This is a genomic window from Streptomyces sp. NPDC026062, from assembly GCF_055568375.1.
This window is the reverse complement of the sequence record NZ_JBVHOQ010000001.1, coordinates 65,626-79,669: the sequence shown is the minus strand read 5'-3', so window position 1 is coordinate 79,669 and position 14,044 is coordinate 65,626. Positions and strand designations below refer to the sequence as shown.

At 71.0% G+C, this 14,044-nt stretch carries 10 protein-coding genes; 7 read left to right on the top strand and 3 right to left on the bottom strand.

The features are described 5' to 3' along the window. Positions 1-123: 123 nt before the first annotated feature. The 4 genes from ACZ4LX_RS00370 (at position 124) to ACZ4LX_RS00355 (ending at position 5,472) form a co-directional block, all read left to right on the top strand. Positions 124-603 (top strand): macro domain-containing protein, encoded by a 480-nt coding sequence (locus ACZ4LX_RS00370; protein WP_467636005.1) that lies wholly within the window; start codon positions 124-126, stop codon positions 601-603. 175 nt (positions 604-778) lie between these two features. Further along, complete coding sequence (locus ACZ4LX_RS00365; RefSeq protein ID WP_467636003.1) at positions 779-1,876, top strand: helix-turn-helix transcriptional regulator; 1,098 nt, start codon at positions 779-781, stop codon at positions 1,874-1,876. A 131-nt stretch (positions 1,877-2,007) separates the two neighbouring features. After that, the gene (locus ACZ4LX_RS00360) at positions 2,008-4,698 is read left to right on the top strand and encodes a M4 family metallopeptidase (RefSeq protein ID WP_467636000.1); all 2,691 of its coding nucleotides are present in this window, start codon (positions 2,008-2,010) and stop codon (positions 4,696-4,698) included. 141 nt (positions 4,699-4,839) lie between these two features. Beyond that, positions 4,840-5,472, top strand: a complete 633-nt coding sequence (locus tag ACZ4LX_RS00355) for a TetR/AcrR family transcriptional regulator (protein WP_467635997.1) — start codon at positions 4,840-4,842, stop codon at positions 5,470-5,472. Here ACZ4LX_RS00355 and ACZ4LX_RS00350 read toward each other — a convergent pair. Beyond that, positions 5,390-6,364, bottom strand: a complete 975-nt coding sequence (locus ACZ4LX_RS00350; protein WP_467635994.1) for an oxygenase MpaB family protein — start codon at positions 6,362-6,364, stop codon at positions 5,390-5,392. The genes ACZ4LX_RS00355 and ACZ4LX_RS00350 overlap by 83 nt on opposite strands. A 316-nt stretch (positions 6,365-6,680) precedes the next feature. On the opposite strand from ACZ4LX_RS00350, the gene ACZ4LX_RS00345 reads away from it, so the two are divergent. After that, entirely contained in the window at positions 6,681-7,562 is an 882-nt protein-coding gene (locus ACZ4LX_RS00345; RefSeq protein ID WP_467635991.1) for an oxygenase MpaB family protein, read from the top strand. Positions 7,563-7,693: 131 nt separating this feature from the next. On the opposite strand, the gene ACZ4LX_RS00340 is transcribed toward ACZ4LX_RS00345, so the two are convergent. After that, positions 7,694-8,737, bottom strand: a complete 1,044-nt coding sequence (locus ACZ4LX_RS00340) for a LacI family DNA-binding transcriptional regulator (RefSeq protein WP_467635987.1) — start codon at positions 8,735-8,737, stop codon at positions 7,694-7,696. A gap of 557 nt (positions 8,738-9,294) precedes the next feature. Here ACZ4LX_RS00340 and ACZ4LX_RS00335 point away from each other — a divergent pair. Further along, entirely contained in the window at positions 9,295-11,040 is a 1,746-nt protein-coding gene (locus tag ACZ4LX_RS00335; protein WP_467635984.1) for a BCCT family transporter, read from the top strand. Between the two features lie 86 nt (positions 11,041-11,126). Here ACZ4LX_RS00335 and ACZ4LX_RS00330 read toward each other — a convergent pair whose 3' ends face one another. Beyond that, positions 11,127-12,089: an FAD-dependent oxidoreductase gene (locus ACZ4LX_RS00330; RefSeq protein ID WP_467635981.1), complete on the bottom strand. Its 963-nt coding sequence runs from the start codon at positions 12,087-12,089 to the stop codon at positions 11,127-11,129. A 238-nt stretch (positions 12,090-12,327) separates the two neighbouring features. Here ACZ4LX_RS00330 and ACZ4LX_RS00325 point away from each other — a divergent pair, with 238 nt between their 5' ends. Then, positions 12,328-13,965 (top strand): ABC-F family ATP-binding cassette domain-containing protein, encoded by a 1,638-nt coding sequence (locus tag ACZ4LX_RS00325; protein ID WP_467635978.1) that lies wholly within the window; start codon positions 12,328-12,330, stop codon positions 13,963-13,965. Positions 13,966-14,044: the final 79 nt, after the last annotated feature.

Here is a 14,044-nt window from a genome sequence, read left to right as displayed (position 1 = left end):
ACAGGTGCGCCACCCCGGTGGATCAGTATTGCTGTCTCACCATTGATGTGAAAGTGCTGGGGGCCAGGGCGGCCGGAGCCTGCCGCGCACGTCGATGTCAGTGACGGGCCGTAGCCTGACGCCATGTCGGGGATCAGATACGTGCAAGGGGACGCGACCTCACCGGACGGCAAGGGCGTCAAGCTGATCGTCCATGTCTGCAACGACCTCGGAGGCTGGGGCAAGGGCTTCGTCCTGGCCCTCTCGCGCCGGTGGCCGGAGCCGGAGGCGGCCTACCGCCGCTGGCACCGCGAGCGCGCGGGCAATGACTTCGGCCTGGGCGCCGTGCAGTTCGTGCAGGTGAGCCCGTACGTGTGGGTGGCGAACGCGGTCGGCCAGCGAGGGATGCGCACGGGGAGCAAGGGCGTCCCGGTGCGTTACGAGGCGATCGATACGGCACTGGACGCGGTGGCCGGGAAGGCGGCCGAACTGGGCGCCTCGGTCCATATGCCGCGGATCGGCTGCGGGCTCGCGGGCGGGAAGTGGTCCCGGGTCGAGCCGCTGATAGAGAAGCGGCTGACCGCCCGGGATATCGCGGTGACGGTGTACGACTTCGGCCCGTAGGGTCCGTACGGCCGTGCGCCGAGCCGGACATGTCCAACCGGAGGGGTCCGCTGCGCGAGCACGGTGCGCCCACTGCCCGGCCGCCCACCGTAGCGGCCGGCGGGCGGGCGCTCGCCGCCGGTGTCCGCCGGATAGCCTGACCGCCGTCAGCGGGGCGGTGGAAGGGGCAGGGCCAGTGGCGAGTGCCGAGGCGGAGCGCGGGGCGGCCGGGAAGCATGAGGACATACGGCCGGGAGACCCGGTGGACGCGTCACTGCTGACGCTGCTGGGGCTCGGACCGGACGAGGACGCGGTCTACCGGCTGCTCGTGGACCGGCCGGACAGCGAGCCGGGCGTCTTCGAGGCGTTGCTGAGCACTCCTGAGGCGGCACGGGCCCTCGACTCCCTTGTCGAGCGAGGTCTGGCCAGCGCCGACCGGCCGGACACCGACGGGGCCTTCCGCTACCGGGCCGCCTCACCCGTCCTCGCGCTCGGACCGCTCCTGGAGTCCCGGCGCTCCGCACTGCACCGGGTCGAGTCGCTCGTCGGTGACCTCTCCGAACGGCACCGCTCCGCCCAGATGTACGGGGCCGGCGCACCGGTGGAGTTGCTGTCGGGTCCGGCGGCGATCCGACGGCGGCTGCTGACGATGCAGCGACAGGCCAGGAGCGAGGTGTGCACCCTGGTGCCGGTCAGGCGGGTGCCCGCGGTGCTCAGCTTCGAGGACAACTACGAAGAGGTGGACGCCGAGATGGCTAGCCGGGGGGTGACCGTGCGCAGCGTCGTCGAACGCGAATGGCTGGAGAGTCCGGAGACCTCCTCCGTGCTGAAGTCCTGCGTCGCCCAGGGCCAGCAGATCTCCGTCACGGACCGGCTCCCGATCAAGCTCGTCCTCGTGGACCGCCGCATCGCCCTGCTGCCCCTGGACCCGGAGCGCGAGACGGAACCGGTGGCACTCGTCGTCCACCGGACGGGGCTGCTCACGGCCCTGGTCTCGCTGTTCGAGGAGCACTTCGAGAAGGGGTGGCGGCTGAGCCTGTCCGGTGAGGAGGAGGCCGTGGAATCCTCGGTCGCGGCGGTCGACCGGCAGATCGTGGCCCTGCTGCATGTCGGCCTGACCGATGCCGCCATCGCCCGCCAGCTGGGCATGGGCCACCGCACCGTGCAGCGGCGGCTGCACACGCTGATGGACGAGGTGGGCGCGGCCACACGGTTCCAGCTCGGCTGGTACGCCGCAAGGGCCGGTTGGCTGCCCGATCCGGTGGACGGTCCGGGCGCGCAGCCCGTGCTCTGAGGCGTATTTACGCCACGGCATGTTCACGCCAGGGTCATCCCTTGTTCCCGTGCCCCCCCATGGCGAACGATCAGCACGTCAACGCCGAGCCGCCCCAACGGCTCGGCGCAGGTGTGCGATGGGGAGGTCCTGTGAGACGAACGAATGCGCTGAGGATGCTGGCGACCGGGGTGGTCGCCGCCGCGACCGGCGCGGCGCTGCTGGCCGCGCCGGCCTGGGCGGACGACACGGAACCGGCGCCTGCGCCGGGGCCGGTGGGCGTCGCCCCCGCGATGACCCAGGGCCTGGACGCCGCACCCCGGCAGGGCACCCCGGCCGAGGCAGCCAGGGCCCACCTGAAGGCTCATGAGGACACGTACCGGATCCCGGTCTCCGATCTGCGGACCGTGAAGACCACCAAGGACGGCAAGCAGTCGTCGGTGCGCTTCCAGCAGAAGCACGACGGTGTCCCGGTCTTCGGCGCCGAGTACGCGGTACAGACGCAGGCGGCCGACGGCGGGCAGCAGGTCACCTCCGCGACCGGCACGCTCTACACCGACCTCACGGTCTCCACCACACCCCAGGTGACCGAAGCCCTCGCGCGGCAGCGGATGTTCAGCCTCGACCGAGGCCTGTCCGACGTGCGGGACGCGAAGACCGAGGCGCACGGCCTGTCCGTACTCCCCGATGCCGAGGGCGGCCGGCTCGCCTGGCACTTCACGGTCACCGGCGGCAAGGCCAACGGTTCGCCGGTCCGCCAGGAGGTGTACGTCGACGCGCGGGTGGGCGGCATCGCGCTCTCGTACAACAACATCGACGCCGCCGACGTGTCGCCCGCAGAGGCGACCGGCGTCAGGGTGGACGGCGCCGAGGCGAAGCTGGACGTCAACAAGGAGACGGACGGCTCGTACACCCTCGTCGACTCGACGCGTGCCATGTACCCGCTGACCGGCGGCCAGATCCGCACCTACGACGCCCAGCGCAAGAACTACACCCTCGTCGCGGGCGGCCCGGTCACCGAGGACATCCCCCTGGGTACGTCGGCGAGCGACCGCTTCGACGGCGCGAACACCACGTCGGGCGCGGTCGACGCGCACCTGAACGCGGCGAAGGTCTACGAGTACTACAAGAACGAGATCGGCCGTGACGGAGTCGACGGCAAGGGCGGCACGATCTACTCCGTCGTCAACGTGGCCTCGAACAGCAAGGACTACGCCAACGCCTTCTGGGACGGCTCCAAGATGGTGTACGGCCACATGAACGGGGTGCCGCTCTCCGTCGGTCTGGACGTCGTCGGCCACGAGATGACGCACGGGGTCACCGAACACTCCGCCGGGCTGGTCTATCTCAACCAGTCGGGCGCGCTCAACGAGGCGATATCCGACTACTTCGGCAACGCCATGGAGACCGCCGACAAGGGCATCGCGATGAGCGACCCGACGTCCGGCCTCATCGGTGAGTACCTCTGCAACGGCACCAAGCCGCTGGAGGACTGCGCCCTGCGCGACCTGAACGACGGGCGCAGCGCGCAGAAGGACTACCAGCCGATCACGCTCGACATCGACAACGGCGGGGTGCACTACAACTCCACCATCGTCGGCGGCGCGCTGTGGGACATGCGCAAGAACCTCGACAGCAAGCTCGCCGACCAGATCGTCTACAGGTCCGCGCAGAACTACCTCACCCCGCTCTCCGGGTTCACCGACATGCGCAACGCGGTGACCCTCGCCGCCAAGTCCCTCCACGTCTCGAAGGCGGACCTCGCCGTGATCGCCGAGGCCTTCGACGGCCACGGCATCGAGCAGGGCTGGGAGCACAAGAGCGGCACGCACGACGGCACCACCATCGGTGCCGACGTCCTGCCCGCCTACGAGGTCTACAGCGGGATCGACGAGCAGGCCGCCCAGATCAATGGCGACGTCTACGCGATCAGCCACGGCTCCGCCATCGCCTGGGACCAGGGCAGCGCCGCCTTCGGGATCACCGTGGGCAGCTTCGGCAAGAAGCCCACGCACGAACTGGCCCAGAAGGACGCCTATCTGCTCGACCCGTCGCTCGACGACGACCGCATCGTCTTCACCCGTATCGCGGCCGACGGCATCGGCATCTACCGGACCGGGGCCAAGGGCCAGGGCGCGATCAAGAAGCTCGTCGACAGCCCGGACGCGGACGAGACCGAGCCGGTGACCGACAACGGCGCGCTCGCCTACATCAGCACCACGGCCGACGGCGAGCAGGACGTGATGCTCCGGAAGGCGGACGGCACGACGGTCAACGTGACCCCGGAGGCCGGCACCAAGGCCGCCAGGCTCGCGATGAAGCACGGCCGGATCGCCTGGGCCGGCGGCGACGGCACCTATGTGTACGTCTACGACATCGCCACGGGCACCACCCAGACCAAGCGCATCATCGGCTTCCTCTTCGACTACGTCTCCGACATCCAGATCACCTCGGAGCGGGTGTTCTGGCGTGAGACCGGCGGCTTCCTGATCCCAGGCACCAAGTTCATGTCGGCGCCGCTCGACGACCTGTCCAAGGCGGCGAAGCTGGCCCACCCGTCGGGCACCTACATGGCCCAGTTCTCCGTCAACGATGAGTACTTCGCCTACTCCACCTACGACCTGTGGGGCGCCCTCGGCTCCTGGAGCGGGCCCGGCAAGGTGAAGGTCTCCAAGACCGCCGACGTGCTCGCGGGGCTCGACCTGTTCAGCCGCGTCTCCTGCTCCTCCGGCGCCCAGCTGGCCCCGTCCCTCGGTGACGGACAGCGCATCGCCTGGCTGGACACGACCGCCGCGGCCACCGACGTGGTGACCCGCGGAACGTTCGCCGGCACCTGCGAGTAACCGCACCCGGCACAGCGGCAGCGGCGGGGCGCCCACTGGACTCCGGTGGGCGCCCCGCCCGTGCGTGACAGGAGTACGGGATACGTCACTCCGTATCGGCTCCTATGGTGGGGGCGGAAGTCGCGGAACAGGGGAGGATCCATGACGGCACGGAGCACCGACGAGTCACCGCTGGCCCTGGCGCTGGGTGAGAGCGTGCCCACCGACGCGCTCAGTGAGCAGATCCTGGACGCCGCGCGTGAGCAGTTCATGACCTTCGGGCTGCGCCGCTCCACCGTCGACGACGTCGCCAGGCGCGCCGGGGTCTCCCGGGTGACCGTGTACCGGCGGATCGGCAACAAGGACAGCCTCGTCTCCGCCTGTCTGCTGCGCGAGTACCGCCGGTTCGTCACGGAGGTGGACGGTGCGGTGGCCGCGCTGCCGACGACGGAGGACCGTCTTGTCGAGGGGTTCACCGCGGTACTGCGGCACATCCGCGAGCATCCGCTCATCGGCGGCCTGCTGCGGCTGGAGCCCGAGACCATGCTCCCCTTCCTCACCCTGGACAGCGGACCCGCCTTCCTCGCCATCCGTGAGTATCTGGCCGAACGGCTGCGTGAGGCCCGGCTCGCCGAGGGCCGGCCGGCGACCGATCCGGTCCCGGTCGCCGAACTCATGGTGCGGATCACCGTCTCCTTCCTGCTCAACCCCGTCAGCTGTTTCGAGCTCGACGACGACGCCCAGGTGCGGGAGTTCGCCCGCCGTTGTCTGGTGCCGCTGCTGGCCGCGGGGTAGCGCCGTCCGCGGGGCCCTCCGTCTCGTCGGGCAGCGGTTCCAGGGGGCGGTTGCGGGCCCAGTGCGGCCCGAGGTCGTCGAGCCGCCAGCCGAAGGGGTACGAACGCGGCTGCGGTCGCGAGGGGAAGCGGCGCGGACGGGCCGGCAGCCGGCGCACGCACCGCGCGCGCAGCCGCAGGGCCGCCGCCGCCGATGTCTGCGCCCACTGCGGTTGCGGCCGGAAGCCCAGCGCCCTGAGCAGCGGCTCGTCGAGCAGGGCGAGCGAGAATCTGGCCACGAGGGGCCGTAACGGACGCGGATACCAGCCGGCCATGACGCGGAAGGAGGCGTTCGCGACCCGTCGGTTGGCCGGGTCGTACGCGAACATCCGCTCCTCGTACGAGTCGAGCAGCTGCTCGAACCCCTCGTACGTGTCGGGCACATCCGCGATCCCCATGACCGACGCCATCTTGCGGCCGACCTCCACCAGCGCCTGCACCTCCTGGGCGCACAGGGGGCGCCAGCCGAACCGGTCGATCCAGCGCTTCGGCCCCACCACCGTGGTCGCCAGGACGTAGCGGAAGTCCTCGTTGGGGATCGTGTACTTGCCGTGGATGCGGTTGAGATGACGTGCGGCCGCGCGCCCGCGTTCCGAGTCGAAGCCGTCGGCGGCCATCTCGTACCCGATGAGCACCGTGTCGTCGTACCGCTTCTGCCCGGCCCGTTCGAACTCCTGGGTCCGGTCGAGGAGGGTCGAGATCCGGGGGACACCGTAGTCCCGGAGGAAGGCGACACTTACCCCCTGACGGTAGTCCCAGGGGAACTCGTACTGGGAGATCAGCCGAAGGATCTCGGCGTAGTCGCGCGCCGGATCCATCCGGCGTATCTCGTGCAGGCGGCTGTATCGGCCCATGGTGTGCTCTCCTGTCCGTTTTCCGACTTCCCGTGGGACCACTCTTCTGCGATGTCGCTGAGCTACTGATCAACTCACCTGTGGTGAAAGGAATGTGAGGGACCGTCTGGCCAGGGAGTCAAAGTTACAAATACTATCGACTTGTTTCACGAGTCTCGTCAACACCATGGGCCGGCCGACTGGGGTCCGGCCCCGCGACGGGCGCGTGGTGTGATGCTCCGGGGGCCGGTGCGCATCACTCCCCGAGCGCTCGCATACTGGATCACGCAGGGGCCGGGCGCCGAGCCACGCGCCCGGGAACCGTCGGGAGCGCCGTATGAACAGCGAACGGGCCAGAGGGGCCGATCCGGTGCCGCCGCCGCCCGGCGGGGTGCTGTGGAGTCTGTCGGGCGACATCCGGGCCGTGCTGATGCTGCCGGCCGCGCTTACGCTCCAGGTCGCCCACCCCGCCGTCGGCGCAGGTGTCGACGAGTACTCCGTCTTCCGTACGGACCCGTGGGGGCGCGGGGAGCGTTCCCTGAGCTCCCTCCAACTCTGGGTGTACGGCGGCGAGGAGGCCGCGGAGGAGGGGCGCAGGCTCCGTCGGCTGCACCGCGCCATCCAGGGAACGGACACCCGGGGCCGCCCGTACCACGCACTGTCACCGGCGAACTACGCGTGGGTGCACGCCACCGGCTTCCCCGTGTACCGGCACGGGACCCGCTATCTGCTCCGTCCGCTCAGCCGGGAGCAGGAGCGGGCGCTGTACCGGGAGTGGCTCCAGGTGGGCCGGGTGCTCGGCATCCACGACCGGGACATGCCGCAGACGATCGAGGAGTTCTGGCCCTACTACCACCGCGTGCTCGCCGAGGAGATCGAGCGGACCGCCGTCGTCGGCGAACTCGTCGCCATCGACGCTCCCGTACCGCCCCCGGACCGGGGGCCCCTGCTTCTCCGGCTGCTGCTGAGGGCCCTGTGGCCGGTACTGCTGCCGCCGTTGGCCCGCTTCCGGGGCTTCCTCACCGTGGGGCTCATGCCGCCGGACGCGCGTGAGGCGATCGGTCTGGAGTGGACGGACGCGCAGGAACGCAGACTGCGGCGGTTCTGTGCCGTCGTACGGGTGGTCGTGCCGGTACTGCCGGAACGGCTGCGGTATCTGCCGAGGGCCCGGCGCGCACGGGCGGCCCACCGGGAAGCGCTGCGGCACGGGATCCGCTGACCGCTCTCCGGCCACCTGGCGGTGGAAGCCAGGCCGGGGCGCACCTGCGGCGTCGGCACGCGCAGGCGTATCGGATCGGTTCCGCCGGGGTCGTCACGCCGGGGCGTGTCGGATCGGTTCGGCCGGCGATGTCACGCCGAGGCGCGTCGGACCAGCTCGGTCGGTGTGATCACCGAATCGGCGCCGGTGGTCCCCTCGTCGAGCCGTTCCATCAGGAGCCTGACCATCAACCTCCCCATGCCCACCACATCCTGACGGATCGTCGTCAGAGGGGGATCGGTGGCATCGGCGACCGATTCCATGTCGTCGAACCCCACCAGCGCCACGTCCTGCGGTACCCGGCGCCCATGTTCGCGCAGCACCCGCAGGGCGCCGGAGGCCATCAGATCGTTGGCGGCGAAGACAGCGTCCAGGTCCGGCCGCCGCTCCAGCAGCTGCGCCATTGCCCGTGCGCCGCCCTCGGCGGTGAAGTCGCCGTCCGCGACCAGGGCCGGATCCCCGTCGGGCAGCACGTCGGTGTAGCCGTCGATCCGGTCGAGCGCCGATGTCTGGTCGTGCGGCCCCGCGATGTGCGCGATGTTCCTGCGGCCGAGCGAGGCCAGGTGGCGTACGGCCTCACGGGCGCCGCCCCGGTTGTCGCAGTCCACGAACGGGACCGCGAGTTCGGAGGCCGCGCCCGGCCGTCCCGGCCGACCGCCGTAGACGACCGGTAGCCGGAACCTCCGTACGACCGAGGGAAGTTCGTCGTCGGTGTGCAGGGAGAAGGCGAGTACTCCGTCCACATGGCCGCCGGCCAGATAGCGGGTGACCCGCTCGAAGTCCCCGCTGCCCTCCACCAGCAGCAGGACCAGCTGGGCGTCGTACACGCTGAGTTCACGGCTTATGCCGCGGATGTGCTGGGAGAAGAAGGGGTCGGAGAAGATCCGCGCCTCGGGCTCGTCGATGATCACGGCGACCGCGCCGTTGCGCCGGGTCACCAGGGTCCGCGCGGCGTGGTTCGGTATGTAGCCGAGCTCATCGACTGCCTTGCGGACCTGGTCCACGAGTGGTTGTCGCACTCCTGCGCCGCCGTTCACGACCCGGGAGGCGGTCGCGCGGGAGACTCCGGCCAGAGCCGCCACAGCCTCCAGCGTGGGGCGCGCTTCATGAGGGGCATCGGGGGTCGGACCGGGCAAGAGACGCTCCTCGCGGGCACGGGATGAGGCATCGAGCGGCCGGGCCCGGCCGCTCAGCGCGAACCTCGACAGCCTAGAGGCTGTCACCGCCGGCCCGCGTCCGGGCGCTTCATGGGTCCCGTCGACGCGCCGGACGCCGGACCCGCGGGGGTCTGTCGCGCGGACGAGGTGCGGGGTGGATCGCGGCCGTACCGGCACGTGTGCGGAGCGCCCGTCCGGCGGACGGCCCCGGCGGCGGGCCCGGCTGTCACCGTCGCCGCCACCGCGTCAGGATCGGCGTCCTCGCCCCGACCGCCTGTCAGCCGACGGCCGGGTCACCGACGAATCCGAGCACCCGGCCGCCCGGCCGCGTCCGCCGGCCGCGTCCGCCCGGCCGCGCGCGGCCGGGACCACCGGCAGCCCGCCCCGAAGCTGGTCCCGCTCCTCCTGGACCACTGTGCGGCAAATCGGCTCATAAACGGTCAAGACGATACTGCTTGTTGATCCCGGGGGGTGCGCTCTGTGTGTGGTACTGCCTACGGAGAGCGAATTCTCGGCTTCCGCGAAAGGTGTCATTCGTGTCGCAGGACGATCAGAGAACAGGCGGCAGGGGGGATCTGTCGGTGACGGCGGATCTGCCCGGCGACCCGGCCCTGGGCCGGCACCCCACGACCGACCGGGTCGTGTTCGGCGTCACCGCCGTCCTCACCCTCGCCTTCGTGGTCTGGGGGGCCACTGCCACCGACTCGCTGGAGGACGTCTCCAGTACGCTCCTCAACGGGCTCATCCACAACGGTGGTTGGGCCTTCATGCTGGCCGCTACCGGGTTCGTGGTCTTCGCCCTCTGGCTCGCCATCAGCCGGTACGGAAAGATCTCTCTCGGCCAGGAGGGTGAGGAGCCCGAGTTCAGGACGGTGTCCTGGGTCGCGATGATGTTCAGCGCCGGCATGGGTATCGGCCTGATGTTCTACGGGGTCAGCGAGCCCCTGGCACACTTCACCTCCCCGCCGCCCGGCACCCGCCCCGCCGACGCCGCCGAGGCGATGCAGACGGCGATGGCCACCACCCTCTTCCACTGGACGCTTCATCCCTGGGCGATCTACGCGGTGGTCGGGCTGGCCATCGCGTACAGCACCTTCCGGCGCCGCAGGCGGCAGACGATCAGCGCGGTCTTCGAGCCGCTCATCGGCGCCCATCACGCCCACGGCGGTTTCGGCCGGCTGATCGACATCCTCGCCATCTTCGCCACGCTCTTCGGCTCGGCCGCCTCGCTGGGCCTCGGCGCCCTCCAGATCGGCAGCGGATTCCACGAGCTGAACTGGAAGGAGAAGACCGGTACCGGACTGCTCGTCCTGATCATCGCCGTGCTCACCGTCGCCTTCGTGGCCTCGGCGATCTCCGGTGTGGAGAAGGGCATCCAGTGGCTGTCCAACATCAACATGGTGCTTGCCCTGATCCTCGCCGTCTTCGTGTTCATCGCGGGCCCCACGATCATCGTGCTCGACCTGCTGCCCACCTCGATCGGCGCCTACCTCGGTGATCTGCCACAGCTCATCGCACGCACCGAGGCGACCGGCGAGGGCGAGGTGGCCACGTGGCTGGGGAGCTGGACGGTCTTCTACTGGGCGTGGTGGATCTCCTGGACGCCCTTCGTGGGGATGTTCATCGCGCGGATCAGCCGGGGCCGGACCATTCGTCAGTTCATCGGCGGAGTCATCCTCGTGCCCAGTACCGTCAGCCTGATCTGGTTCGCGATCTTCGGCGGAACCGCGATCGAACTCCAGAAGGCCGGCCGGCTGACCGGGGCGGACACTCCGGAGGCCCAGCTCTTCGGCGTGCTCCAGGAGTTCCCGATCCCCACCGTGATGAGCCTGCTGGTGATGATCCTGGTAGGCATCTTCTTCGTCTCCGGCGCGGACGCCGCCTCCATCGTGATGGGCACCCTCTCCCAGAAGGGCATCCTCGAACCCGCCAAGTGGGTGGTCGTCTTCTGGGGTGTCGTGACGGGCGCCGTGGCGGCGATCATGCTGCTCATCGGGAACGGCAAGGGCGATGCGCTCGCCGGGCTGCAGAACCTGACCATCCTGGTGGCGGCGCCCTTCACCCTCGTGATGATCGGCATGTGCGTGGCCCTGATGCGCGACCTGCGACAGGACCCGCTGATCGTGCGCCGGGAGTTCGGCGTGGAAGCCGTGGAGTCCGCGGTCATCGAGGGCCACGCCAAGTACGACGGCGACTTCGAGATCCGGATCGGCCCCGGCGAGAGCCAGATCACCACCGAGCGCCACGACGGGCCCGGCGGTTCGGCACCCGGCGGCGAATGACGCGCGTCCCGCACGGCGGGCGGTGGCTCGGCCGACCGGCCGGGCCGCCACCCGGGGGTACCCCGTGGTCATCGGCGGGCGGTTGCTCAGCCGACCAGCCGGGCCGCCGCCTGCGCGCACCCCATGGCCACCGTCACGCCCGCGCCCCCGTGACCGTAGTTGTGCACCAGGCGCCCGCCGCCGGGCAGCTGACCGGCCTCGATCCGCACCCCTTCGTCCCGGGCCGGACGCAGCCCCACGCGGTGCCCGATGATCCGCGCCCGGGCGATCTCGGGGCGGACCCGGGCGCACCGGGCCACGATCTCCCGCGCGGTCCGGGGATCGGGGACCGTATCCCAGTCGTCGGCCCCGGCCGTGCCGCCGAGCACCAGCCGGCCCGGCTGCGGGAAGAAGTACGTCGTCTCGCTCGATGCCGGGTCCGCCTCGGTGAACCACTCCTCGATCCCCGGATTCTCGACCAGGACCAACTGGCCCCGCACCGGCCGCACCCCGGTGTCCGGCACCAGCTCCCGTGCGCCGAGCCCCGTGCAGTTGACCACCGTGGACGCCTCCTCCGCCGCCTCGTCGAACGAGGTGACGGTCCGCCGCTCCACCGAGCCCCCGGCCGCCCTGACCCGGCCCACCAGCCACTCCAGGTGGACGGGCATGTCGATCAGCGGCAGACGGCACCGCAGCCCCTCGGCGGTCTCCACGACATCGTCGAGCTGCCCCGCCCACGGCCCGAGCGCGGCGAGCCGTTCGCCCCGGTGCACGCCCGCGACCAGCCGTACACCGGTCTCCTTCGGCCGGGCTGCCAGCTCCTCGTACCACCGCAGCGTGGCCAGCGACCACTCGCCCACCCGGGCCAGCGGCTCGATCCGGTACGGCCACCACAGGGCCCCCGCGACCGCCGATGTCGTCGCGTCGGTCGGTGCCGATGACCAGACCCGCACCCGGTGGCCGCGGTCCGCGAGCACCATCGCCGTGGTGAGGCCGCTGACCCCACCACCCACCACGATCACATCCGGCACTGCCGCCCCTCCGCTTCTGTCCGCGCTCTCTTCGCTCATGGCCGGACGCTAACGGAATACCACCGCCACAGGGCGCTCACAGCGGGCCGGCCGGACGGGAACAACCGGGATCGCCCGCTCCCTGGGCGGCCGATCTCAGATCCGGCCCCACCGTGCCGGCCGTCCCCTCGAAGCCCGGCCGGACCTCCCTCGGAGCCGAGCCGGTCCGGGCCCCCGCGCCTGCCGGACCGGCCTGGCCGTCCAGGGGGTCCGGCGGCCGATTAGGATCGGCACCCTGATGACTGCCACTCTCGTCGCCAAGGACCTCGCCGCCGGACACGGCGACCGCACTCTCTTCGCCGAGCTCGACCTCGTGGTCGCGCCCGGTGACGTGATCGGTCTCGTCGGAGTCAACGGCGCCGGTAAATCGTCGCTGCTCCGGCTGCTCGCCGGTCTCGACCAGCCGGAGGAGGGCGAGCTGCGGCTCTCCCCGCCCACCGCCACGGTCGGCCATCTGCCGCAGGAACCGGAGCGCCGCCCCGGCGAGACCGTGCGCGAGTTCCTGGCCCGCCGCACGGGCGTCGCCGACGCCCAGGCCGCCATGGACGCCGCCACGCAGGCCCTTGTCGACGGGGCGCCCGGCTCCGACGACGCGTACTCGGAGTCGCTGGAGCGCTGGCTCGCCCTCGGCGGTGCCGACCTGGACGAGCGGGCCGAGGAGATCGCGGCCGAACTCGGCCTCACGGTCGGCCTCGACCTGCCGATGACGGCGCTCTCCGGCGGCCAGGCCGCCCGCGCGGGGCTCGCCTCGCTGCTGCTTTCGCGCTACGACGTCTTCCTGCTCGACGAGCCCACCAACGACCTCGACCTGGACGGTCTGGAACGGCTGGAGCGGTACGTCTCCGGGCTGCGTGCCGGCACCGTCGTCATCAGCCACGACCGCGAGTTCCTGATGCGCACGGTCACCAAGGTCCTTGAACTCGACCTGGCCCAGCAGCAGATCAACCTGTACGGCGGCGGCTACGCGGCCTACCTGGAGGAGCGCGAGCGGGCCCGCCGGCACGCCCGCGAAGAGTTCGAGGAGTACGCGGACAAGCGCTCGGCACTCGAAGGCCGGGCCCTGATGCAGCGCTCCTGGATGGACAAGGGCGTCAGGAACGCCCGTCGCAAGGCCACCGACTCGGACAAGATGGCCCGCAAGTTCCGCAGCGAGTCGAGCGAGAAGCAGGCCGCGAAGGCCCGCCAGACCCAGCGCATGATCGAACGTCTCGATGTGGTGGACGAGCCCCGCAAGGAGTGGGAGCTGCGGATGGAGATCGCCTCCGCCCCCCGCTCCGGCTCGGTCGTCGCCACCCTGCGCGAGGCCCGGGTGGTGCTCGGTGACTTCGTGTTCGGCCCGGCCTCGCTCCAGATCGACTGGGCGGACCGGGTCGCCATCACCGGCGCCAACGGAGCCGGCAAGTCGACACTGCTCGCAGCCCTGCTCGGCCGCCTCCCGCTGGACTCGGGACACGCGAGCCTGGGCTCCGGTGTGGTCGTGGGCGAGGTCGACCAGGCGCGGAAGCTGTTCCATGGCTCGGAATCCCTCCTGGAGGCGTTCTGCGCGGCCGTACCCGACACGGAGCCGGCGGAGGTGCGCACGCTGCTCGCCAAGTTCGGCCTGCGCGCCGACCATGTGATGCGCCCCGCGACCACGCTCTCCCCGGGCGAACGGACCCGGTCGGCGCTCGCACTCCTCCAGGGCCGCGGTGTCAACCTCCTGGTGCTGGACGAGCCCACGAACCACCTGGACCTGCCCGCGATCGAACAGCTGGAGTCCGCGCTCGACTCCTACACGGGGACGCTGCTGCTGGTCACGCACGACCGCCGGATGCTGGAGGCGGTCCGCACGACGCGCCGCGTCGAGGTGTCGGCGGGCCGCCTGACGGAAATCTGACCCGCCCGGCCCCACCGGCCCCCTCCCGCCCCGTCCAGCGCCTTCGGCGTTCGAGGAGCGGGCCGGCGCTCGGCCCTGG